Source organism: Streptomyces qaidamensis (genome assembly GCF_001611795.1).
Taxonomy (GTDB): domain Bacteria; phylum Actinomycetota; class Actinomycetes; order Streptomycetales; family Streptomycetaceae; genus Streptomyces; species Streptomyces qaidamensis.
The window spans coordinates 6,095,825-6,118,298 of record NZ_CP015098.1; the positions used below are offsets into that span (position 1 = coordinate 6,095,825).

The 22,474-nt window shown below is 67.7% G+C and carries 19 protein-coding genes, 1 tRNA gene and 3 pseudogenes; 8 read left to right on the plus strand and 15 right to left on the minus strand.

Going from position 1 to position 22,474, the window contains the following annotated elements; all coding sequences use genetic code 11:
- Nucleotides 1-159 precede the first annotated feature (159 nt).
- The 5 genes from A4E84_RS27215 to A4E84_RS27235 form a co-directional block, all read right to left on the minus strand.
- Nucleotides 160-435 carry a hypothetical protein gene (locus A4E84_RS27215; protein ID WP_237305010.1) on the minus strand — a complete coding sequence of 92 codons (276 nt, stop codon included), beginning with the start codon at nt 433-435 and terminating at the stop codon, nt 160-162.
- 691 nt (nt 436-1,126) lie between these two features.
- A complete protein-coding gene (locus A4E84_RS27220; protein WP_062929059.1) occupies nt 1,127-2,479 on the minus strand; it encodes a DUF2254 domain-containing protein in 1,353 nt (450 codons plus the stop codon).
- A gap of 622 nt (nt 2,480-3,101) precedes the next feature.
- A complete protein-coding gene (locus tag A4E84_RS27225; RefSeq protein WP_062929060.1) occupies nt 3,102-3,611 on the minus strand; it encodes a gluconokinase in 510 nt (169 codons plus the stop codon).
- 63 nt (nt 3,612-3,674) lie between these two features.
- Entirely contained in the window at nt 3,675-4,100 is a 426-nt protein-coding gene (locus A4E84_RS27230) for an SPW repeat domain-containing protein (RefSeq protein WP_107308383.1), read from the minus strand.
- A gap of 802 nt (nt 4,101-4,902) precedes the next feature.
- Nucleotides 4,903-5,955, minus strand: a complete 1,053-nt coding sequence (locus A4E84_RS27235) for a glucose 1-dehydrogenase (RefSeq protein WP_062929062.1) — start codon at nt 5,953-5,955, stop codon at nt 4,903-4,905.
- A 376-nt stretch (nt 5,956-6,331) separates the two neighbouring features.
- On the opposite strand from A4E84_RS27235, the gene A4E84_RS27240 reads away from it, so the two are divergent.
- The gene (locus tag A4E84_RS27240; protein ID WP_062929063.1) at nt 6,332-6,757 is read left to right on the plus strand and encodes a PRC-barrel domain-containing protein; all 426 of its coding nucleotides are present in this window, start codon (nt 6,332-6,334) and stop codon (nt 6,755-6,757) included.
- 380 nt (nt 6,758-7,137) lie between these two features.
- Here A4E84_RS27240 and A4E84_RS41260 read toward each other — a convergent pair.
- Nucleotides 7,138-7,308, minus strand: a pseudogene (locus A4E84_RS41260) (IS5/IS1182 family transposase); the annotation flags it as partial.
- A 32-nt stretch (nt 7,309-7,340) separates the two neighbouring features.
- Here A4E84_RS41260 and A4E84_RS44765 point away from each other — a divergent pair.
- Both A4E84_RS44765 and A4E84_RS27245 read left to right on the plus strand, forming a co-directional pair.
- Nucleotides 7,341-7,789, plus strand: a pseudogene (locus A4E84_RS44765) (tyrosine-type recombinase/integrase); the annotation flags it as partial.
- A 250-nt stretch (nt 7,790-8,039) separates the two neighbouring features.
- Complete coding sequence (locus tag A4E84_RS27245) at nt 8,040-8,336, plus strand: GYD domain-containing protein (RefSeq protein ID WP_062931637.1); 297 nt, start codon at nt 8,040-8,042, stop codon at nt 8,334-8,336.
- A gap of 585 nt (nt 8,337-8,921) precedes the next feature.
- On the opposite strand, the gene A4E84_RS27255 is transcribed toward A4E84_RS27245, so the two are convergent.
- The 5 genes from A4E84_RS27255 to A4E84_RS43745 form a co-directional block, all read right to left on the minus strand.
- Complete coding sequence (locus A4E84_RS27255) at nt 8,922-9,230, minus strand: hypothetical protein (protein WP_062929064.1); 309 nt, start codon at nt 9,228-9,230, stop codon at nt 8,922-8,924.
- Between the two features lie 333 nt (nt 9,231-9,563).
- Nucleotides 9,564-11,930 carry an ATP-binding protein gene (locus A4E84_RS27260; RefSeq protein ID WP_062929065.1) on the minus strand — a complete coding sequence of 789 codons (2,367 nt, stop codon included), beginning with the start codon at nt 11,928-11,930 and terminating at the stop codon, nt 9,564-9,566.
- 50 nt (nt 11,931-11,980) lie between these two features.
- Nucleotides 11,981-12,400: a hypothetical protein gene (locus tag A4E84_RS27265; RefSeq protein ID WP_062929066.1), complete on the minus strand. Its 420-nt coding sequence runs from the start codon at nt 12,398-12,400 to the stop codon at nt 11,981-11,983.
- A 406-nt stretch (nt 12,401-12,806) separates the two neighbouring features.
- Nucleotides 12,807-13,319, minus strand: a complete 513-nt coding sequence (locus A4E84_RS27270) for a hypothetical protein (protein WP_159029623.1) — start codon at nt 13,317-13,319, stop codon at nt 12,807-12,809.
- 1,299 nt (nt 13,320-14,618) lie between these two features.
- Nucleotides 14,619-14,999: a S1 domain-containing protein gene (locus tag A4E84_RS43745; protein ID WP_062929069.1), complete on the minus strand. Its 381-nt coding sequence runs from the start codon at nt 14,997-14,999 to the stop codon at nt 14,619-14,621.
- A gap of 286 nt (nt 15,000-15,285) precedes the next feature.
- On the opposite strand from A4E84_RS43745, the gene A4E84_RS27285 reads away from it, so the two are divergent.
- A complete protein-coding gene (locus A4E84_RS27285) occupies nt 15,286-15,615 on the plus strand; it encodes a hypothetical protein (protein WP_062929070.1) in 330 nt (109 codons plus the stop codon).
- A gap of 386 nt (nt 15,616-16,001) precedes the next feature.
- Here the strand turns inward: A4E84_RS27285 and A4E84_RS27290 are convergent, their stop codons facing one another.
- The 3 genes from A4E84_RS27290 to A4E84_RS27300 all read right to left on the minus strand — a co-directional run bounded on the left by A4E84_RS27290 (nt 16,002) and on the right by A4E84_RS27300 (nt 18,298).
- Nucleotides 16,002-17,231, minus strand: a complete 1,230-nt coding sequence (locus A4E84_RS27290; protein WP_062929071.1) for a serine hydrolase domain-containing protein — start codon at nt 17,229-17,231, stop codon at nt 16,002-16,004.
- Nucleotides 17,232-17,474: 243 nt separating this feature from the next.
- Nucleotides 17,475-18,116 (minus strand): hemerythrin domain-containing protein, encoded by a 642-nt coding sequence (locus A4E84_RS27295; protein ID WP_062929072.1) that lies wholly within the window; start codon nt 18,114-18,116, stop codon nt 17,475-17,477.
- Nucleotides 18,113-18,298 carry a hypothetical protein gene (locus A4E84_RS27300; protein ID WP_062929073.1) on the minus strand — a complete coding sequence of 62 codons (186 nt, stop codon included), beginning with the start codon at nt 18,296-18,298 and terminating at the stop codon, nt 18,113-18,115. The genes A4E84_RS27295 and A4E84_RS27300 overlap by 4 nt, the downstream gene beginning before the upstream one ends.
- A gap of 153 nt (nt 18,299-18,451) precedes the next feature.
- On the opposite strand from A4E84_RS27300, the gene A4E84_RS27305 reads away from it, so the two are divergent.
- Both A4E84_RS27305 and A4E84_RS43855 read left to right on the plus strand, forming a co-directional pair.
- Nucleotides 18,452-19,342: a LysR family transcriptional regulator gene (locus tag A4E84_RS27305; RefSeq protein ID WP_062929074.1), complete on the plus strand. Its 891-nt coding sequence runs from the start codon at nt 18,452-18,454 to the stop codon at nt 19,340-19,342.
- A gap of 34 nt (nt 19,343-19,376) precedes the next feature.
- Nucleotides 19,377-20,281: pseudogene (locus A4E84_RS43855) on the plus strand (tyrosine-type recombinase/integrase); the annotation flags it as partial.
- Between the two features lie 283 nt (nt 20,282-20,564).
- On the opposite strand, the gene A4E84_RS27315 reads toward A4E84_RS43855, so the two are convergent.
- Nucleotides 20,565-20,636, minus strand: a tRNA-Arg gene (locus A4E84_RS27315).
- A 116-nt stretch (nt 20,637-20,752) separates the two neighbouring features.
- Here A4E84_RS27315 and A4E84_RS27320 point away from each other — a divergent pair.
- Both A4E84_RS27320 and nrtL read left to right on the plus strand, forming a co-directional pair.
- Nucleotides 20,753-21,310, plus strand: a complete 558-nt coding sequence (locus A4E84_RS27320; protein ID WP_079129137.1) for a response regulator — start codon at nt 20,753-20,755, stop codon at nt 21,308-21,310.
- Nucleotides 21,311-21,414: 104 nt separating this feature from the next.
- The gene (gene nrtL / locus A4E84_RS27325; RefSeq protein WP_062929075.1) at nt 21,415-22,458 is read left to right on the plus strand and encodes an ArgS-related anticodon-binding protein NrtL; all 1,044 of its coding nucleotides are present in this window, start codon (nt 21,415-21,417) and stop codon (nt 22,456-22,458) included.
- Nucleotides 22,459-22,474: the final 16 nt, after the last annotated feature.

Here is a 22,474-nt window from a genome sequence, read left to right on the forward strand (position 1 = left end):
TACACCTCATAGGGGGCGACTACGCACAGGCCCTCCGCAAGGCGGCTGTTCGCCACAGAAGGCCGCATCGTGTGATGGCCGAAGCACAGCGCTGGCTGCGGAGAAGACGTGCTTTCCGTCACATTGATTGAGGACATGCAGGTGTGGAGTGCCTGTCCCTCAGTGGTCGGGGCTGCCAGGGTGAGGCGTGTACGCGCGAGGGTGCGCGCGGTGGCGATGGATGGCTGTGCTTGCCGCGCTGAGGCCCAGGCAGAAGATCAGCGCGAGGGCCAGGCCGGAGCAGAAGATGGCCAGCGCGTTCATGGTGGCGATGTCCTGACCGAGTACGGACACGGTGTACTCGGGCCCGCCAGAAAGGTTGTCGGCGATCACCAGACCGGTGAAAGCCCCTGTGGCCGCCAGGAGGAGCAATCCGAGGACGATCATCTGGGTCATCTCCTCGAAGGAGTTGTTCCACTGGTACTCGCTGGAGGCTGACCGCGTACCCCACAGTCCTGCCCGGGACACAAAGACGATGCGCGGGAATGCGGGGCGCCGAGCATCGGCATTCTGCGGGCCTGCCTTCCGGACCTGCCGGCCTGTCGAAAACGGGGGCGGCGACAGTGATGGCGCTGACCAGCGCCGTGGCACGGACGGCGTCGGCGGTGAACCGCGCGGCACGAGCCCGAACTTGGGGCATACAGCGCCGACTGCCCCTCTCGGTGCCGAGTAGTCGTGCGACGCACGCCCGTGTTCCGCAGAGCCCGCCACCCGACGGGGTGCGCCGTAGGGAAGGGTGCGGTCGCGGTTGCGGAGGTGCAGGTACCGGCCAGGCGCGGAACCCGGCCTGGTGCCGCGGTGGTCGGCACCGCAGCAGAAGGGGCATCGGATGCGCACCGGGCGTTTCTCCTCGGGGAGCCGGTTGGGTATGGATGCCGAGAGGATGCGCCGATGTGAGGGAGGCGGGCACGGTAAGGGGACCGCGAGCCGACGGCCTGGCGCTCCGGCATCGGCGAGTGCAGAAGCGCGGCAGGCAGGGTGCACGGCGATCGGAGGCCGGCAACAGTCGGCGTGCACCAGGAACAGACCTCCGCGACGCCGGGTGTGTCACCCGTCGGTAAGCGAACGGCGGCGCCCGGCCGTGCGGTCAGGGGGCCGGGTTGTGCGCCCAGCGCCCGGCCAGCGCCTGTTCGACGCGCTGGGTCAGCTCGGTCAGCCCGACGCGCTCGGCTGGGTGGAGATTCTGGGCCTCGATGGTGGAGCGCAGCCGGGTGAGTGCGGCGACCACGGGCGGATGCCGGTCGGGTGCGCTGCTCCAGGCGAGTTCGCTCAGCAGCATCGCGATGCGGGCGAGGACGGCGGGCTCGGCGGCACCGTAGCGCAGCGGCTGGGCCACCGCCAGATCCAGCAGCTCCTCCAGGTTGGGGCGTCGCAGCACCACTCTGACCTGCTGGTCGTCGTCGAACAGCAGGTGTGGGCCGAGGTCGCGCTGCGCCAGCTCGCACAGCAGCGCGGAGGAGTGGGACAGGGTGTGGACAGCGGTCGTCGGGTCGTTGATCCCTGGGGAGAGTGCTTTAGCGGCGATGTCGGTGAGCTGCCTCAGTCCGAAGGCGATGTCTTGCAGGTCGGTGCGTTCGGCACCGGTGCTCACTGCTTCGGCGGCTGCTTCGATCAGACGTGCCCGTGTCTCGGGGGCGAACGGCTCGCCGGCGCGCGGCCAGGCGGCTCCCATGGGCGTGCCGGTGATGAGAGAGCTTCCGGGGCTGCGGTCGATGAGCAGGACGGCGTCGGCTTCCATGGCTGCCTTCAGAAGGCCTTCCTCGTCCACGGAGGTCAAGAAGCCGGAAGCGCCGACGGTCAGGGGCAGCGCGTTCGCGGGTGGTTCCGGTGGTGCGCCACGGTGGTTTCTGGCAGTCGGGTCCCCGCGTGGCGTGTCCTTCATGTCCGGGAGGAGCCGTTGGATGGTGCGGTCGGCGGCGGAGTGGACCCTGCTCATCATCGTCTCGACGCGGATCTCGCGCGCCAGGTGCGACAGGAAGAGCACGAGGGCGAGCATGCTGGCCAGCGTGAGCAGGAAGGCCACCGTGACCGACAGTTGCGGGACGAAGCCGGTCTGCTCGTCCTCGTCGGTGCGTACGGTGCGCAGCACGGTCAGGGCGTAGGTGAACGTGGTGAGGAAGAGGGCCAGAGTCGTCTGGACGTACCGGTCGGCGGTGAAGGTCCGCAGCAGGCGCGGCGAGAACTGGCTGCTGGCCAGTTGCAGCGTCAGCACCGTGAGCGAGAAGGTCAGTGCCGTGACCGTGACCATGGAGCCGGCGATCGCTCCCAGCACCGAGCGCGCGGCGTCCGAGTTGCCACTGAACAGATAGTCCTTCAGCCAGGAGGGCAGGTCGGGCTGGATCCGTCTGTCCACCCGCGGCATTCCCACGCCTGCGACGACGGCGAGCGTGACTCCCAGCGTCGGCAGGGGCCACAGCTGCGCCCGGAGCGTGTCACGCATGAGCACAGGGGAGGTGAGTCGGCAGCCCGGCCGGGACCGAGGGAGCCGCCGAGGCAGGAGGAGTGGGCAAGTGCGTGGGCATCGGCACAAGCCCACGTTACATACCATGACAAGTCGGACGAACGTTGAAACGCCACTCCTGGTCGCCTGGACTCTGATCGCCGACGCCCTGTACGGCCTGGGAATCATCGTCAGAGGGCCCAGGCCGGAGCGGGCGCACACCCGCCTGGCTGGGACCGAGCGGTTGCGCAGGGTCTGGCGAACATACGCACCCCCTGGATGAATGACATCGCCGAGGGTTTGCGGATTCTCGGGGGAACCCCGGGGATCGCGGCACGCGTCGCCGCAGTCGGCCCGCTCGCAGCGGCCGTGCCTCGTGGCTGGCGGCCGCTGGTTCGTAGCTGGCGGCCGCTGGTTCGGCATGCTTTCCGAAGAGTACGAGCCCCAGTCGAAGCGTCTCATGGGCAACTTCCCGCAGGCTCTGTCCCACATTCCGCTGGTCAGCACGGCGTTCAGTCTCGCGAGCCGGCGCGGCCCGGCCCACCGCCGCCCGGCCGCCGGCAAGCATGAACGACCGGCAGGGAGCAGGGAGCGCTGACAGGTTCTCCGTCCCGCTGCTTGGTCATCGGTCCTTGACCGCGTTGAGCGCCAGAGCGGTCGTCTGCTCAGGGGTGCCCTCGATGGGCACAACCGCGCCGGACTCGTCGGCGGCCAACGGCTCCAGAGCGTCGATCTGGGACTGCAGGAGATGCAGCGGCATGAAGTGACCTTGCCGCGCCGCTAGCCGGCTGGCAATCAGCTCCGCAGAGCCGTCGAGGTGGAGGAAGAAGACGTCGGGTGCCACAGCGGTCAGCCGATCACGGTAGCGGCGCTTCAGAGCCGAACAGGTGACCACGCCACCCCGTCCGGCGTGCTCGGCGAGCCATGTGGCGATCATCTCGAGCCACGGGCGGCGGTCCTCGTCGTCCAACGGAATACCAGCCCGCATCTTGGCCACGTTCTGAGGCGGGTGAAAGTCGTCGGCCTCGGCGTAGGGCAGCCCGAGACGCTGGGCGACCTTGTGACCGACGGTTGTCTTTCCCGACCCCGAGACACCCATGACGACGATCAATGGAGCGACGTTGCGCGACATCGGCTCAGCCTAGTACAGCCGTGACGGTGCACTTCCGGTCCGTCATCGAAAAGGAGTCCTGACTCAGGCCCGCCGCACTCGCGCCAGCAACAGCGAGACGGTGGCCAGCAAGATCAGCACGCTGCCGGTGGCTATGTCGTTGATCCGCGCCGCATCTGCTTTCGACGTGTCGCCGTAGCTCACCACGAACGGTGCGGCGACAAGCCACGCACCTGCTGCCGCGACGACAATTTCGGAAACGGGCCCGCGCTGGCGCACCATGCGAGCGACAGCGACGAGGAACACCACCACACCGACGATCATCTCGTTCAGGTGCGCGTCCACCGCAGGCTCATTGAATGGGTACCCAATGATCCAAGCCCCGATGAAAAGCCAGATGCCCGCCGCCAGCATCATCGCGCTGATGAGCGAGTTCCTCACCTCCCGGGTCAGTTCACGCCTGCGCGGCGGCGGGGCCGCGCGCTGAGCAGTGGAACGACTGCGCGTCATGGGTGCCTCCTGGCTGGGTCTGGCCGTGGGCGACGGCGAGCGGTGCCGATGTGCACGACGGGCTATGGGCGGGGACGGGCCCTGGTCGCACGTGGGATCTACGGGGGCACGTTGCACGTCATGGAGCCTGCTTCTTCCACACGCATGGTCAAATTCGAGGAAGTCACCGTCCGTACAAGCCGGCGAAGACGACGGGGCAGGGAGCGGGTAGCCGGACTCGCGTGCCGGATCAGCCGATCAGCGTCCGGGGCCCTGTTGTGCAGCCATATTTACGTCGTTGCGTCGTCCTTGCTCCTCCACTGCTGACCCTGAGGGTCGGCGAGGCGGGCAGGATCGAAGTTCCGTTCGGAGTACCAGCCAGCCGTCCGTGGGGGAGCCGCCGTGGCTGCGGGCCGAGTGACGGTGCAGCAGAACGACGAACGGGCATGATCGTCTCCTCGGTGTACGTGCTCGGCGGACAGGGGTGGTGCACGCCGCCGAACACGGTCTCCGTGCGGTGACGGGTTGCCATAGTCACAGACGACAAACGCCACCGATGGTGTCGCGCCGCCTTGCCGCCGGCGATGAGGCGGCATGTGCGGGGCCGCCCTGGCCACGATCGCGCATCTTCCCGGCGATGGGCGCCGGGTGTCGATTCAGTCGCGGTTCGCGGGTGAAGCTATAGAAGGGGTGCATTCGGTCATGTGCAGGACTTCTGCGCTCGGACCCGAGAAGGACCCTGCGCATGCCCACGCAGCGCCTCAGGGCGGATCACGAATGAGCAGCCGGAACCCTGTCGGCACGGCAGTTTGCAGTCGACTGGCTATGTCTGCAGGTCGATGACTACCTTGATGTCGTCTGGCTGCTGTTGGAATGCCTCCTTGGCGCGTTCGAGCGGTACCCGCCTGGTGATCAGACGTTCCAGCCAGGTCATGTCGGCCTTCGCCAGCGCGTCGGCGGCTTGCCGGTAGTGACGCAGGTTCGCGTTGACGGATCCCACCACGGCGTCGTTCTGCAGCACGATGTCCCTGTTGAAGGTGCCGGCGTCCACGGTGACGCGGCGACCGGCGGGCGAGACGCCCGTCAGGCACACCACCCCGTACGCGGCGGTGCCAGTGATCGAAGCGAAGACCAGGCCGCTCGCTCCGGTGGCTTCGATGATGACGTCCGGGCACACCTTTTCGATCACTTGCTCGGCGTCTTCGACGTGGTACGTGGCATCGAGATCCTGGACCAGCTGGGGCTTGGGGCCACCGCTGACGCGGTCCAGTACATGCACCTGCAGCCCGCGCTGGGTCGCGAGCAGGGCGGCCAGCAGGCCGATCGGGCCCGCACCGGTGACCAGGACGCGCCGCGGTGCGAACCAAGAGCGCGCACCGACACGCTCGACCTGCTCCCACGCTTTGGCGACCACAGAGGTGGGTTCCATGAGTACGCCGACACGCTCAAGGTGCGGTTGCAGCCTCACCGCATAGCCAGGCTCTACGCACCAGGCTTGGGCGCCGTAGCCGTCGAGTTCCTTGATGCCGCGCTCGGTGTAGCGGCCGTTGCGGCACATGTCGAACTCTCCGTGACGGCAGGCACCGCAGGGCACGGGGTCCGGCCGGCGGACTACCCCGGCCACCAGGTCGCCGGCCGAGAACCCGCTGTCCGGCGGCGCTTGCTCCACACGGCCCAGTGACTCGTGCCCGAGGATGTGCCAGTCGCGGCCGGGTGGCGCCCATCCGTACTGGCCGTTCGCGATCTCCCGGTCCGTCCCGCAGACCCCCATCGCCAAGCCGCGCACCAGCATCTCGCCGCCCACCGGGGACGGGGTGGGTAGCTGCCGTACTTGGAGGGAGTGCCTCTGGCCAGGCTGTACGGTCAATGCCCGCATGGGTTGTCCCGCCTTTCTCCTCGTTCGTTCGTCGGTTCTGTCGCTCACAACCGCGGTTCCGGCTCAGTGAGCGGATACCGGCCGAGACGTGCCGTGATCAGTTTGCGGACGGTGATCATGGCCCCTCCCGGTTGGACAGATCCATGCCTCCTTCTGAGCCGAGTCTCCGGCCGAGCCTGTCCTCAACAGCAATGGGACGACGGGGCACAAAACGTGGGACGGGCAGTTGCGTATACGCCGGGCCTTGCGCCCAAGCGGCTCGGTATTGGACGCCCCCCGTTGAGCGGATCACGTGGCGCTGGATGGATGCGGCACAGAGGGGCACTTGAGGCGGAGAACAGTGCAGCACCCGAAATCGAACAGGGGAGCGCTCGGAATGGCCGCAGACAAGATTCCAACTCTCAGGAAGATCAGCGAGTCCGATCAGGCGGTGGCGTCCCTTGACCAGGACGTCCGAGGCCGGAAGGTGGCCCACAGGGCCGGCGACGAGCTGGGCAAGGTAGGTGATCTGCTCATCGACGAGGAAGAGAGCAAGGTCCGCTTCCTGCTCGTGGAACACGGGGGCTTCCTCGGCATAGGGGAGAAGAAGACGTTCATTCCGGTCGACGCCGTCACGGAGATCACCGATGACTGTGTATACGTTGACCCCTCGCGAGAGCAGGTAGAGGGCGCTCCCGAGTACGATCCCGCCCTCGTTGAGGAGCCCGACTACTACAGCCTCGTGTACAACCACTATCGCTACCCGCCGTTCTGGGGACCCGGTTACATGTACCCCGGCTACCCGCCGCCCCGGGCTCGATGAGAAAGAGCGAGCAGGGCGCCTCGGCGACAACGTCGGCCCGCGCGGGGCAGCGGGGCGGGTGGTGCGTTCGGGTGACGGGCGGGCCCAGATCGCGTTGCCGTCGTTCGGCGGTAGGAGATATGTGAGGACCGCCGTAGCGGTCAGTTGCGGAGACCTGCCCCGGTTTGGCACCTGCAGGGTTCCGCGCCCGTGGCCGAGGCACGGGCGGGCTCTCCGCCGCCTGTCCATTGAGACCGGACGCATGAAGGTGACCAAGGGTGACCCAGTTTTCACACGGTGGGGCGGCTGACACGGGCCGTGCCGGCGCACGCGACTGGCACGGTCGGATCCACCATTGACGCCCAACGACGACCTGCTCCAACGGGTCCCACTGAGCTCTTTCAGCGCTGCCGCTCCAGGGTGAGGACGGCCGCGGAGAGTGACGACATTCGATTCGGACTGCACGGGGATCTGCGGAAGATCCGCCACGACTTCAGTTGTGCGACGCCCCGCTCGACCGGTGCCCGTGCTGTGGACAGCGCTCGGTTGACGGTTTGCTGGGTCGTCGCCTCGTGCGCCTGTTCGCCGCATGTACAAGCAGTGGAAGTGGACCGACTCGGGGGAAACCCATGACGACCGTGGGCTGAAGAACCGGCCGACCGAGGACCTCAGGCGGGTGCCCATCCCGCCCCACCTCGTCGCCGTGCTCCGCGAGCACCTGGCCACCTTCGGCACGGCGGACGACGGACGGCTCTTCTTCAGTGAGAAGGGCTCGGTCGTCCCGTCCTCGACCTACTACCGCGTGTGGCAGGAAGCTCGGCTCCTCGCGCTTCCGCCGGCCGTCGCGGCCCTCGCCGCTCGCGAGTCGGCCGTACGACCTCCGGCACTCGGCGCTGTCGACGTGGCTCAACGCCGGTGTCGACCCCACCGAGGTGGCCGAGCGCGCCGGCAACAGTGTGGAGGTTTTGCTGACCCGCTACGCCAAGTGCCTCGACGGACGGCAAGACGTCGCCAACCGGCGTATCGAGGATTCTGTTGCGCGAGTACGAGTGATCGCAGACGACGGTAGCCCCGATGCCTGCCCCCGGACTTGTTCCGGGGGGGGCATCGGCATGCCTTGGCCGAGAGGGGCGTTCCTGTCCTCAGGAATTCCGCGCCGGTGGCTCCGGGGTGTATGTCGGGCCGGGCCATGAAGTAAGGCCGGCTTCCATCACTCGTTCAGAGGCGCCTCTCATGCGCATTACGCGCATGATGCCCAGAGTTGAGCACGACCAGTTGCGTCTACTTGCAGGGGGAAAGGATCATGCCGACGTTTGTTGCGCTGCTGAACTGGACCGACCAGGGAGTCCGCGGCTACAAGGACACCCCGCAACGCGCCGAGGCCTTCACGGCAGCGGCTCAGAAGCTCGGGGTGAAGGTCCTGAACCTCTTCTGGACCGTCGGCCCGTACGACATCGTGGCTGTCGTGGAGGCGCCCGACGACGAGACTGCCACCGCAGTGCTCCTACAGGTCGGCGCGTTGGGCAACGTCCGTAGCACGACCCTGCGAGCCTTCGGCCGGGAGGAGATGGACCGCATCGTCGCCAAAGCCACCGGCTGAGGGACTTCTCCGTCGAGGTTTCTGTTGGTACGAGTGACACGCTCAAGGGGGGTACCGGGCATGACCTGCGCTTACGTCCCAAGATCCCGTCCACGCCTCGTCCGCAGGCCCCGGCATACGCCCGCTCCGAGCGGCATACGCCTGCACATACGCGAAGACCCCGTCTCAGCGAAAGCGCTGATGGCGGGGTCTTTGGGCACCTCATGCAAGGTGCCCCCGGCAGGATTCGAACCTGCGCACACGGCTCCGGAGGCCGCTTGACTCCCGGACAAAGCCGCTGACCCAGGACCGGCAGACGTTCGGTTGGTTGGGCCCCGTCCACAGGTAGTCCACAGGATCTGCCTGAGCCGGCGAATGGACCTGCAGGTGTGCCCCTTCTTGTAGGCCACCTGGCAAACTTCGATCCGCAATTCGCAAGCTTGGGCAGCGTTGGGGGTCAATCAGTGATGTTGTTGCGGTGCCCGGTGAAGTTTGGTTCCCGCTGAGGCGTGTAGTCAGCGACAGTGTTCCCGTACTGCATTGGCAGCGCCTCCCTTTTCTCGGCCGTACCGGCGGTACCTTTCCAAGCGGCAGCCTGTCCCTGGCCTACTCGAAACGGGCGTCCTTGTTTTGTGCCGCATCGGCACATCCCTGGATCCAGTCCTCCTTCACCAACTTGTAGTCCGGGGACGCGAGCTGAAGCCGTCGCAAGAAGGAATCACAGTCCATCTCCACTAGCTCGCGACTCCGATCGTCTGTAGGCACGATCGCTCCACCGAAAGTGTTGTAGCCCTTGGTGTAGCTGTACTCGTCCACATCAGAACTACCCGAGTGACGGACCACGATCAAGGCGACGACCAGAACAACGACACCTATTACTACGCCCATGACGATCTGGCGGACGAGATACGTCACTTCATCCTCCTCGGTGGACCGGTGAGTGATCCTCACCAACCGGGTACTTGCGGGAGATTTGATGCAACGGCGACTGACCGGGTGTGAGCGGCTCGGCCGCCATGACCTCCCCAGCGGACTAAGCACGCGAAGGATACGGGCTGTCGCCGACCACCGTTTAGGAGTTCGATCCGAGCCTGCTTCGGCTGCTGCCTGTGATTGATGTGAGAGCAGGACAGGGCGCTGATGTGCGCCCCCGTTCGGCGCCGTTGATGTCAAAAGTTCCAGATCTGTAGCCCCATGCGGATCGGACAACGGAGGTTACGCAAGCTGCTGTTCGTCCCTTCGGAGTCGTCATTGGCAATGGTCGATGGTTGAGGTTGCTGTACTTCTCTGCTGTACAGCTTGCGCCGCTCGGCGGGCGTGAGCGAGGTTGTTGCGGCTGGTCAGGGTGTAGGGGTGGGTGTCGCCCAGGACCTGCTCGCACTGGGCGAGGGTGGTCTCGTACAGGGGGATGGCCCGCGCCACGTCCCCCGCCGCCTCGTAGGCACCGGCAAGGTTGTTGCGGCTGGTCAGGGTGTCGGGGTGGGTGTCGCCCAGGACCTGCTCGCACTGGGCGAGGGTGGTCTCGTACAGGGACCTGGCGCGCTCCAGGTCCCCGGCCGCCCGGTAGGCGTAGGCGAGGTTGTTGCGGCTGGTCAGGGTCTGGGGGTGGGTGTCGCCCAGGACCTGCTCGCGCTGGGCGAGGGTGGTCTCGTACAGGGGGATGGCCCGCGCCACGTCCCCCGCCGCCTCGTAGGCACCGGCAAGGTTGTTGCGGCTGGACAGGGTGTCGGGGTGGGTGTCGCCCAGAACCTGCTCGCGCTGGGCGAGGGTGCTCTCGTACAGGGGGATGGCCCGCGCCAGCTCCCCCGCCGCCTCGTAGGCACCGGCAAGGTTGTTGCGGCTGGACAGGGTGTCGGGGTGGGTGTCGCCCAGGACCTGCTCGCACTGGGCGAGAACGGTCATGTACAGGAAGATGGCCTGCGCCAGGTTCCCCGCCGCATGGTAGGCGCCAGCAAGGTTGTTGCGGCTGGACAGGGTGTCGGGGTGGGTGTCGCCGAGAGTCTGCTCGCACTGGGCAAGGGTGCTCTCGTGCAGGGGGATGGCGCGCGCCAGGTTCCCCGCCGCATGGTAGGCGGCGGCGAGGTTGTTGCGGATGGACAGGGCGTGGGGGTGGGTGTCGCCCAGCACCTGCTCGCACTGGGCGAGGGTGGTCTCGTACAGGGAGATGGCCCGCGCCACGTCCCCCGCCGCCTCATAGGCGCCAGCGAGGTTGTTGCGGCTGGACAGGGCGTGGGGGTGGCTGTCGCCCAGGACCTGCTCATACTGGGCGAGGGCGGCTGTGCGCAGGGGGATGGTGTGGGCGTCGCGCCCTTGGCGGTGCAGGTACTGGGCGGCGGCGTAGTAGGCATCGGCGGTGTCGGTCGATGCCGGGCTATGGGGTGGTGTGGAGTCGGCGACGGCGACGACATGGGGCAGGAGCCGTTCCCACTGAGGGGTGCCCGTGTCCTCGTCGGGTGTGGCGTGTTGGATGAGGCGTTCGGCGTCCCGTCGGCCGGGCCGGTAGTTGTCGGAATCGGTGGGCTGGTGGCGCAGCACAATCTGTACGAGGCGGTGGACGCTGATGCTCTGGCGGTCGGCGCTGTAGGCGATCATGTTGTAGGCGTACAGCGCGCCCAGGGCCTCGCCGAGGGTGATCAAGTCCGGGCAGAGCGGGGCGAGCAGGGTACGGGGGATGTCCTCGGGGGCCAGCCAGGCCATCGCGTTCAGCAGGGTAACGGCCCGTGGATTGCGGCGTTCTATGGCGGTCAGGGTGTGGTGCCAGATGCGGGCCACGGTCCGTTCGGGATCGATGCCGCCCACGGCCGCGTCCATGACCTGTCCCAGCATGACGCGGTAGTCGGCCAGTGAGGTGCCAGTCTCGAAGAGATAGGCGCCGGCCTGTTCCAGTGCCAGGGGCAGATAGCCGAGGTCGGCGGCCAGGGCCGCGGCGTCCTGTCGCTGCTTCGGCGTGGGGACATGCTCCGGCCCGAAGACGAGGGTGCACAGCAGGTCCACGGCTGCATCGGAGTCGAGCAGGCCTAGAGGCATGGTGGGGGCGATGGTGTGCCAGCCGGTGGCGGTGCGGCTGGTGGCCAGATGATGCCCGTTGGGGAGTGTGCCGAGGTAGTGGCGCAGGTCGGCGGGGTCTTCAACGTTGTCGAAGACGAGTAGCCAGCCGGGATGCCACTGCAGCCACAGCATCGCCCAGGCCGCCCTCTCCTGCACACCCGCAGATGCCGCCCACTGCGGGCACAGCCGCGTGGCGAGAGCGGCCAAACTGGTGACGATCTGCTCGGTGCTCGCGGCGTTGATCCACCACACCAGCGTGTAGCTGCGCCGGTAGGTATGGGCGTAGTGCAGGGCGAGCGTGCTCTTGCCGATCCCGCCCAAGCCGTGGACCGCCCGCGCCCCCGAACTCTGGGTGACCGCAGCCTCCCCCTCGGCAGCCAGCAGTCTACGAATTTCGGCGAGTTCGCCCTGACGCCCGACGAACACCCCGGACGCGGACCCGGGTAGGCTCCCGGCCCCCGGCGGGGCGTCCACCTCTTTGGCCCAGCGCACCGCCTCGACCGGCAGCATCACCACCCGGGCGCCATCCCCGGTGATCGCCACACCGACATCGCCGCCTACAGCCATGGACCGAGTACCCGTCGCTTGCGGGTTGCTCCCGGCTGCCGCACTGTCCGTCATGGCTGGATCTTCGTGTTGTCCCCAGTGACGGCCGTGCCGATGGTTTTAGCGGCAATCGACCGCTCACCGGATGCTGTGACGTTCACCGTCTCCCCGGCCACGGGCATCAACCGGGTCAACTCCGCCAGCAGCTCGGCGTCCTCGCGCAGAGCACGCTTGATCTGGTGACGCACAGCGGCTGCAGCGTCTTCGTCCTCTGGCACCTCGGCCGCGTCCTGGACCGAGGCCTCCAGCTCCGCCCGCCCCTGCTCGTCCCGACGGCGCCACACCGCCTGCAGGATCCGCCGTCCAAGATTCGCCGTGGCATCCACTGCCGCACTTTCTGCCCGGGTGAACACCGCCACCCCGTACGCACCAACCGCGGTCGTCAGATACGGCCCCGCCTGCTCCACCAACTGCACAATCTCACCACTCACATGAACCCCTGATTTCACGGCGACAGATGACCCAGCGTAGGAACACAGCCCCCACTCACACAGCCCAAAAACCCAAGACACCTCGATCGGTTCCAATGCCGACCAATCGGGAGCCCTCAACCCGGGACGATGGATGCTGACTGCAGGCAGGCCACGTGCCCTCAGCTTGGGAAGCTTGGGTCTTCTGGCGGCAGTTGCCGTACTGACCTGTGCTGGAGCGGTGCTGGCGCCCTGGTCGCCCCGGCAGCCAGGCTCCGTTGTTCCCCGTGGTTCCCCGGACGATCTGGCACGCGAATGGCAAGGCCCCCTCGTCGAGCGGACTGGGCAGAGGTCGGACCTTCACATGCCAGCCCTGGAGTCGAGGGCGAGGCATCGCCTCGGTTCTCTCGAACGCGGCGATGCCGGGTCAGCACCAGGCGGTGCCGTCATGGCTGGCTGTGACTTCCAAGCCGTAGTTGTCAGGGCTGTCCCCGAGATCGCCGGGGAACCACACAGCGAGATGGGCGGTAGTGCCCGCGACGGGCTTCTCAAAGCAGAGCGCCGAGATGTCGACCGCGAGGCTGTCAGGTGCCGGGGACGGCGAAGGATTGGTGCTCTTGAGTCGCCAGCCGTCCTCTGTGGCGGCCTGGCGATAGAAGGTCAGCACGTCGGCTCGCGACGTCGTGAATCGGTAGGACTGCCCGGCGTAGGCGAATCCGTCATCCTCGTCGCATCCGGAGTACCGCTCGTCCTGCGGCTGCGTCTGGCTCGGGTGCGCGTCGAAGATGGACGAGGACGCCAGTGTGGGGGCGAGCTCTTCGTCAGCCTTGGTACAGCCATGGAGCAGTCCACTCGACAGCGCCCACACTCCCGTTGCCGCGATGGTGGCTATGCCGCCCGCGCCGATGAGAATCATTGTGGCCGCTGCCTTCAGCTTCATGGCGCGGAGCGTAGCGCAGTGGATCTGGAAGACGGGGCGTGCACGGCCCCAGCCCACCGGTAAGCCCCCGCTCCGTGAAGAACCGGCGACTCGGGGGCTTACAGCTGTGGCCCTACTTCTTCTTGCCCTGGGGTGTTACCGGGGATCTTGGTGACCTGGGTTCTTGCAGGTCAAGGGCGGTGGGCTCGTGCGCCTGGTGGTCGTCGTTGGTCGGCATTGGTGGCTGTTGACTGACCTCGGACGGCCCAGGGACGGCCCGGCAAGGCCGCGAAACGTTGATCGGTTCCCCCAGCATTCGAGGAGGTCCTCCTAGGGCGAGTTTCCAGCTCCCTCGCCAGGCTGTGGTGGTTCTTGCGGCGAGTCATCAGCGGCAGTCTTCTCGAACAGCTGTAGATAGGTCTCAACCCGCGTCGCTGGGTCTGGGAGCTGTCTGACCTCGTGCCTGATCAGGTGATGCAGCTCGCGACGCTCATCCTCCTGCTGGCGGCGGCGCGCTTCTGCCCATCGGTCAACCGTCCTCCGATGGCAGTCGAGTCGCCGCTCACGCCATTCCTTGAGGATCACAGGCAGCAGTAGCGTCAGAGCTGCGAGGGCAAGCACTGCACCCCACGGAGCACCGCTCAACGCTGATGCGCTGGAGCTGGTCGCGCCGAGCATGTAGGTGGCGAGTGAAGAACGCACGATCGATCCCTTTCATACCTCACGCTGGCGCGTGGCGCTGGGCAGCCGGAGATCTCCAGAACTCTGGATGGACCCCGCGATTCCGGGCATGCAAAAGGCCCGAGCGATTCGCTCGGGCCTGGAGGAGAGTGCCAGATGGGGTGAGTGCTGGTGCGACCGTCAGGACTCTCTGACGGCAGAAAAGCCGTGCCGCGCCTATCGATCCCGCGGTTGCCTAGGCCGATAGGTCTTCGCCAGCTCCTTGATCTCCGGCAACGCGTACATGGTCTTGTACCCATGTCCGTTTCCCGACAGCCGGCCGTCGCCTGGAAAGCTATGAATCTTGCCTCTGCTTGCCCACTTGCGGATCACACTCTGCGGGATCCCCGTCTGAGCCTCTGCCTCATGAGCGTAAACAAGGTCCCTGGGGTAGAGCTCCACGATCTGCACGTGCAGAGCCTCCTTGAGAACGCAAAAACCCCCGCAAGCACGGGGGTTGGAGCCTTCTGGGCACAATTCGAACGCACCGAGTTCGGGGAGGGACATCAGCTTGGGAAGCTGCGTTCTTCCAGGGCCCGTTGGCGCGTTGACCTGGCAGAACCGCCTTCTCGGTTTGGGCTCGGTCGGCCGGTCTCCCCGTTATTCCCCGTTGTTCCCCGTTAAATCTGGTGCGGTAGTGGTGCAGCTCGTGGTGCCCAGACGGGATGAGTTCGGCAGGGCCCACTCATCGAGCCGGATCTTCACCTGGCGGTTGCGATCTGCGTGCCAGATGACCTCGCCGGCGACTGTGGCCCCCATGGCGGGTAGCTCCATGTGATGGGGCATGGCGGTGATCTCTGCAAGACCAAGCGCATTGGACACGCCGTCGATCAGGAGGAAGACGCCGAACGGCTGGCGTGCGACAACCCGACCGCTGACATGAGATCCGAGGGGCAGGGCGGCGACCGTGGACCGCCAGCTTCGGTTTATGGCCTCCGGCGTTGGTACCTGAGAGCGGTCTGGCCAGCTGAACTCGGACATCGACCCATCATGGCGAGTACGACGCCAACTGTCGACAGACGAACTCAGCTGACCGCGAGGCCCGCGGGCGCTCGACCTTGCCAACACGCTTTTCAACTGTGTTGGTGGGGGGGGGGGGCTGGGCTTGTGCGGGGGCGTTCACCTGCGTACATGAGCGGTCGGCCGCCAGTGTGGGGACGGCTCCGGGGTCCCGCCTGAACGGCCATGAACGGCGCTGAATGAGACGGAAACTGAGACGGCCGGTGGGGCCGGGCTCGCTAGCATCTTCGCTGTTGAAGGGGGAGTCATGGCACTGGTCGGCAAGGGATCGCGACGGATCGTTGTCGACGGCACGGTCTACCGCTGGCGGCTGAGGGGCCGGCCGACGTACTGCCAGGGGCTGGCCTGGTCGCCGTGTACGTTCGCGGTGGAGCATGCGAACACTCCGGAGTCGACGCTCGTGGTCATCACCGACCAGCCGCATCCGAGCAACTGGGTCGGCCGCGAGGCTGAGCCTGTACTGCCGTCCGGTGTAGCCGCGGCTGTTCGGCTTGCCTTGCGCGAGGGTTGGACTCCGACGGTTCCGGGCTCATCGTTCCACCTCGACCAGTCCACTGGCTTCACGTCCTCGTCCTGAGCGGTGTAGAGGCTGAGCACCGCTTTAGGAGTTCGGTCCGAGCCTGCTTCGGGTGCTGTTGCGGACTGGTGCGACGGCCGGACAAGGGCGCTGATGTACGCCCCCGTCCGGCGTCGTTGATGTCAGCCGGGGATGTCATGCACGCCCATCAGACGGTGGAGATCTTCAAGGGCTGCCAGCGGGGCTGCCGCCTGGGGTCGTCGATCGACGCATTTGCAACTCTGCATACTTGGCGGTGAAGACGCAGGTGTAGTCGAGCAGCGCTTCGGCGAGCTCCAAAGCATCTCTGGCGTCTTCCCGGCCTACCGCGTCCTTGCTGAAGGTCGGGGTCGCCCAAGGGAATCTCTCACCCTCGGGTCTACCGGGACCGGGACGCCGGCTCGGTGTCAGTCGTCGATCGCCTGGTAGACCGTGGTCCAGAAATCGTGGAAGAGCCGCGCCGGGTCCGGGACGGACGTCCCGACCTGGGTGAGCAGGATTCCGGTGATCTGGTTTTCCGGGTCGGCGTAGGTCGAGGTGCCGCTTCCGCCGTCCCAGCCGAACTGGCCGACGGGCGCGTAGTCGCCGCGGTAGGTGCGCACCGCCATCCCGAAGCCCCAGCCGCCGTGCTGCCCTTGACCGAAGGACACATGGACGTTGTTGACGGCCATGGCGTGTCGGGCGGCTTGCTGCTCGGGCGCGAGGCGGTTGGTGGTCATCAGGTTGACGGCGGCCCGGGACAGGATCCGCTCGGTCCCGTGCATCCCGCCATTGAGCAGCATTCGGAAGTAGGCGTGGTAGTCGTCGGCGGTGGAGTTCAGTCCGCCGCCGCCGCCCTGGAACGCCGGAGGCTGGCTGTGGCGGCCGCCCTTGGCCTCGTCCCACACGTGGAACTCTCCGCTCTGCGGGTCGGGGGCGTAGAGGGGCGGCAGCCGGTCGATCTTGTCGGCGGGCACGTGGAAACCGGTGTCCTTCATGCCCAGGGGGTCGAAGATGCGTTCGCGCAGGAACGTCTCGTACGACTGGCCGGTGACCCTGGCGACGAGCACGCCGAGGAGATCGCTGGCGATGTGGTACTGCCAGCGCTCTCCGGGCTGGTGCATCAGCGGCAGCGCGCCGAGGCGGCGCATCCACTCGTCCGGCTCGGGCATCGGCGTCGGCAGATTGGGCGTGAGCCCTTGCTCGAAGACCGCGCTCATGATCGGAGTTCCCAGCGACGTCATATCCATGCCGAGCCCGAACGTGGAGGTCAGCACGTCCCGTACGGTGATGGGCCGCCGCGCTGGCACGGTGTCGTCCAGCGGGCCGTCGATCCGCTTCAGCACCTGACGGTCGGCGAGTTCGGGCAGCCACGGATCCACCAGGTCGTCCAGCCGCAGCCTGCACTCGTCGAGAAGGATCATCGCCGCCGACATCCCGACCGGCTTGGACGTCGAGGCCATCCGGAAGATCGTGTCCCGGCGCATCGGCGGGCCGCCGTCGTGGCGCATCGTCCCGAGCGCTGCGGCGTGCGTCTCCTCGCCCCGGCTGACCAGCGCGACCAGTCCCGGAATCTTCCCGGACTCGACATACCGCGCCAGCACGTCGCGCATCCTGCGCAGCCCTGCTTCGGAGAAGCCGCTGTTGCTTTGTCTCATGATGAATCTCCTTGCGTACAGTGTTCGATCTTCAAGACCCGCCCCGGCGTGGCGCCGCCGGTCCCTTGCCCGGTATCTACGACCCCACCGGCCCCGGGAAGCTGTTGTCGGCGTTCTTCGCCGGGATGGCGGAGACAAAGGGAGACCGAGCGGGAGAACATCCGCGAGTCAGCGCTGGACAGGACAGAACCCGCCGAGTTCGCGTCCGCCGCCTGGGCGGTGCTGATGTTCCACAGGGCCGGGTCAGGCCACAGGGGTTCCGGCCCACGGGGCGAGCGCCGTGTACGCCGGCCGCCACTGGTGCTCGTAGGCATGGCGTGCCGGCCCGGGCAAGGGGGCCAGCACCTTCGTGATCGTCCTCTCGTCGGCGTCGTCCAGGAGCCAGGGCAGGAGCCGGGGCGCGTCGGGGCCGATCCGCTGGGCGTGGACCTGGCCGAAGTGGGCCCACTGCACCGGCGTGACGACCTCTTGGACGAGCGGAAGCGCTGCTTCCTCCTCGTGGGCGAGGTGCCCGGTCAGGCCCGTGACGAGGGAGTCCGCGAGGTCGCCGACCAGGTTAGGCGTCGTTCCCGGGTCCGCCAGGGCCTTGTCGAGCGCTTCGACCAGCGGATCGAGGGCCGCGTGCTCGGCCTCCATCGCCTCCAGGAGGGCGAGGTCGTCGGGCCTCCCGGTGAGGTTGCCGCGCAAGGCCGGCCACAGGGCGTCGTCCTCGGCGCGGTGGTGGACATGCAGAGCCACCTTGAGAAGGTCCCAGCCCGCGGCGGCACGCAGGGCCTCGCCCGGGTGGCGATCGGCGCGCGAGGTGATGCGGGCGACGTGCTGGAGGTCGCGCCGAAGCGCGTGGTGCATCGCGTACATCACGGTCATGTCGAGCCGGTCGTTCATCGTGTCCTCGTTCCTTGCTCGTGACCGCGCCCGTGTCCCGTCGGCCAGCTCAGCCCCCAGGTGGTGCCCGCGGGGCGGGTGACCGCTTCCGCAAGACGCATCGTCGCCCGCTCGGCGTCGGTGAAGAAGGGCGCCTTGCCGGCCGGGAGCACGACAGCCAGGTCCTTCATACGTGTCTGCATGGTGAAATCTCCTGTGAGCAGGCGCCGTTCGGCGCGTCGCTCTCCGGTGGCTTCAAGGCTCCCTCGGGGCGGTGGACGTGATCAACGCCGGATCTGGAATGGCCCCGATAACCGGAGGGTTATGTCGGGGAACGTGAGGACGCGGGGGCCATCGTGGAAGTACGGGACATCGAGATCTTTCTGACGCTCACAGAGGAACTGCACTTCGGGCGTACCGCCGCGCGGCTGCACGTGAGTCAGGCGCGTGTGAGTCAGGCGATCAAGCAGCAGGAACGCCGCCTCGGCGGCGAGCTGTTCGACCGCTCCAGCCGTCGCGACATCCGATTGACACCGCTGGGCCAACTCCTGCGAGACGATCTGAAGCCGGTGTACGCGAATCTGCTGGCGAGCTTGGAACGGGCCCGGCTCGCAGCTCAGGGCGTCACCGCCACGCTGCGCATCGGCATGATGCCCTTCAACCTGCCTGATCTGCACCCCCATTGGCGAGTCTTCCGGACTCGCCACCCCCAATGGCAGCTTCAGGTGCGCCAAGCCCCCTACGTCGATCCGTTCGGCCGGCTCCGCGCCGGGGAGATGGACGTCCTGGTCGCCTGGCTGCCCGTGGAGGAACCCGACCTCACCGTGGGCCCGATCCTGTTCCGCGACCCGCGCGTGCTGGCCGTCTCCAGCGACCACGAGTTGGCGGAACGATCCTCCGTATCGCTGGAGGCGGTCGCCGACTTCCCGCATGCCACGGCCCCCCAGATGCTGGACTACTGGGAGGACGCGTACCTGCCCTTCCAGACCCCCCAAGGCAGATCCATCGAACGCGTCGACACCGTCACCACCCCCGACGCCCTGATCAATCTCGTCGGCACCGGCGAGATCGTCCACACGTTCCCTGCCCACGTCACCAAGTACTGGGCCATGTCCCACATCCGGTGGCTGCCGCTCCCCGACATGCCGGCCCTGCCGTACGCCCTGGTGTGGCGCAGCGAGACCGAGAACGACCTCATTCGCGCCTTCGCGGAGGTGGTGCGCAGCCTCGGTATGTCTCGTCTGTGAATGGCCGGGTACAGAGGAGCGAGGTCCGAATTCCGCCAGCGCGCAGGGTCGCGGGCGCGTGACGCCGGGGCCGCCTCGCCTTCCCGTTCTGGTGAAGCCGGGGCGGGGGCGGCCCGCTCCCGAGGTGCTGCGGCGTGCGCTGCGGTCGTACGTCCTGCCTGTGCCTCGTAGGGAGCGGGAGCGGCCGGAGGAGATCAGTGCGGCGGTGAAGTGGATCGAGAAGGCCTCGCTGCCGGTGGCGGAGCTTCAGGAGATCACCCGTGCGCACGACCTGATCGATGCGCTGAGTCGGCGGCTGGACGGCAAGCCTGCGGCGACGCAGACCTACCGGCGGCGGCGCGCCGTGGTCTTCAACGCGCTTGAGTACGCCGTGGAACTGGAGTACCTGCCCTCCAACCCGTTGAGCCGGGTCAGGCGTAAGCGGGGCAAGCGGGCGTTGCAGGAGGTTGACCGCCGGGTGGTCGTCAACCCTCGGCAGGCACGGGAACTGCTGACTGCGCTCACGTACGTGGGTGGCTACGACCGGGCGAGCGGCCGGCGGCTACGGGCGTTCTTCGGGTGCTTGTACTACGCGGCCATGCGACCTGGGGAGGCCCTCGGCCTTCGCCGCTCCGACTGCACGCTTCCGGCGTCAGGCTGGGGCCGCATAGAGCTGGCGGAGACCCGCCCCACGGCAGGCAAGGCGTGGACGGACTCTGGGGAGGCGCACGACCAGCGCGGCCTGAAGCAGAGGTCCCACGGGGAGGTACGCATCGTGCCGATTCCGGCTCCGCTGGTGAGGCTGCTCCATGAGCACCTGGAGGAGTTCGGCACGGCGAAGGACGGCCGGCTGTTCTCCAGTCGGGCCACTCGGTGGACGTGCTGCTGAAGATCTACGCCAAGTGCATCGACGGTCAGGAGCAGGAGATGAACGACCGGATCATGCGAGGGCTGGGGGAGGGGGGACGAACCTACGCACTGACAGCCGACCATGACCGACCGACCCAAGCCCCGGACCGTGAGAGGTCCGGGGCTTCGGCCTGTCCACGGGTAGTCCACAGGGCTACTCTCAAGGTCGGCGAAACGGCATGTGACCAGCGGCGAAGCCCACCAAGATCAACACGCTATTACAACGTGATCACTGGCAAACAGCTGCTTCCGGCGGCATTCGCCTGCACACACAACAAGACCCCGCACTCAGCAAACGCGCTGATGGCGGGGTCTTTAGGCACTTCCTGCGAAGTGCCCCCGGCAGGATTCGAACCTGCGCACACGGCTCCGGAGGCCGTTGCTCTATCCCCTGAGCTACGGGGGCGTGTCCGGCGCGATTGCTCGCGGCGACGGGTAGAACACTACCAGCTCCCTCGGGGTGGTCATGAACGGGTTTTCGCTGTCGGGGGCGGGGGTGCCGGTCGCTCGTGCGGGGTGGAAGTGGGGAAAACCCGGACGCGATGGCCGGGGCCGACCTACTCTCGAGTTGTGCCAGGCGCGTCGGGCCGGGTGCTTGTTGTGGACGACAACAAGGTCATCCGGCAGTTGATCAGGGTCAACCTCGAGCTGGAGGGGCTGGAGGTCGTGACCGCGGCCGATGGTGCCGAGTGTCTTGATGTCGTGCATCAGGTGCGGCCCGATGTCGTGACCCTCGATGTCGTCATGCCCCGGCTGGACGGGATCCGGACGGCCGCTCGCCTCCGGGCCGATCCGCGCACCCGCGACATGCCCCTCGCCATCGTCAGTGCCTGCGGGCACCACGAGGTCGAGGCCGGACTCGAGGCGGGAGTCGACGCCTTCCTCGCGAAGCCCTTCGAGCCCGCCGAACTGGTCCGTATGGTGCGGCAATTGGTCGAGCGCGCCCGGAGCGAGGGACGGCAGCGCGGCGGCACCCGGGCGATGGATCACGTGATGGATCACGCTACGGAACGCGCGACCGAACGCGCGAGGGAAGCCGACGGGCAGGCCAAGGAAGTGGACCTGCCCGCCGTGCCCTAGGCGCGAGGCTCGCGATCAGGCCTTGAACCGGCACCGCGTCCACATCCCGGACCGTACGGAAACCGGCTCGCATACCCACCCCCTTCCTCCCATACGCTTGTCCCGTGACCCCTGCCGAGCTCTCCCGCACCGTGCTGCACGCCGTGCGCCGCGCTGTCGACGCGGGTGAGCTCAGCGTGACCGTGCCGGAGCGGGCCGTTGTCGCTCCACCGGGGCCGGGGGGCTGCGGCGACTACGCCACCAACATCGCCCTCCAGCTGTCCCGCGCGGCAGGGCGGCCGCCGCGTGACGTGGCCGAGATCCTGCGGGCACGGCTCCTCGGTGAGCAGCGGTTCACCGACGTCGTCGTCACCGGGCCCGGCTTCCTCAACCTCAGTCTGCGCGGCACCGCCTCCGCCGGCCTCGTCGAGGAGATCCTGCGGCGCGGACGCCGGTACGGGCACGCGACGACCGGGTTCAGCGGGACCGCCGTCCGGCTCCGATGCCCGGCCGAGGTGCGTGCCGTCGTGGTCGCGGACGCCGTGGCCCGCGTGCTGCGCAGCCAGGGCGACTTCGTCCGTGTCGAGTGCGAGGGCCGGCCCGCCCCGGAGTGGCAGTCCGTCCTCGGGGCGGATGTCACCGCCCGGGGGCCGCGCGTCGCCGACCGGTACGTCACCGTCCGCCCCGTTCCCGCCCCCGGCGACCCGCTGCCCCTCGGCCGGGACGCCGGCCGCTGGGCGCTGCTGCATCCCGCCGCCCACGACCGGCCGCGGATCCCCGGTGACCACCTCGTCCAGCGGGAGAGCAACCCTCTCTTCCGCGTCCGGTACGCCCACGCCCGCACCCGGGCCCTCCTGCGCAACGCCGCCGACCTCGGCTTCCATCCCGAGCCCGGTCCCGTGAGCGAAGCGGAAGCGCTGTTCGCCGCACTCGGCGATCACCCCCGCGTCCTCGCCGCCACCGCCACGCACCACACCCCCGACCGCCTGGCCCGGCACCTCGTCACCGTCGCCGATGCCGCGATGCCCCTGCTCCCCGCCGTGCTGCCCCTCGGTGAGGAGAAACCCTCGGCCGCCCACCGTGCCCGGCTCGCGCTCGCCGAAGCCGCCGGGACGGTGCTGGCCGGCGGCCTGTCCCTGCTCGGCATCGACGCTCCCGACCATCTCTGAGAGACACGAACAGATC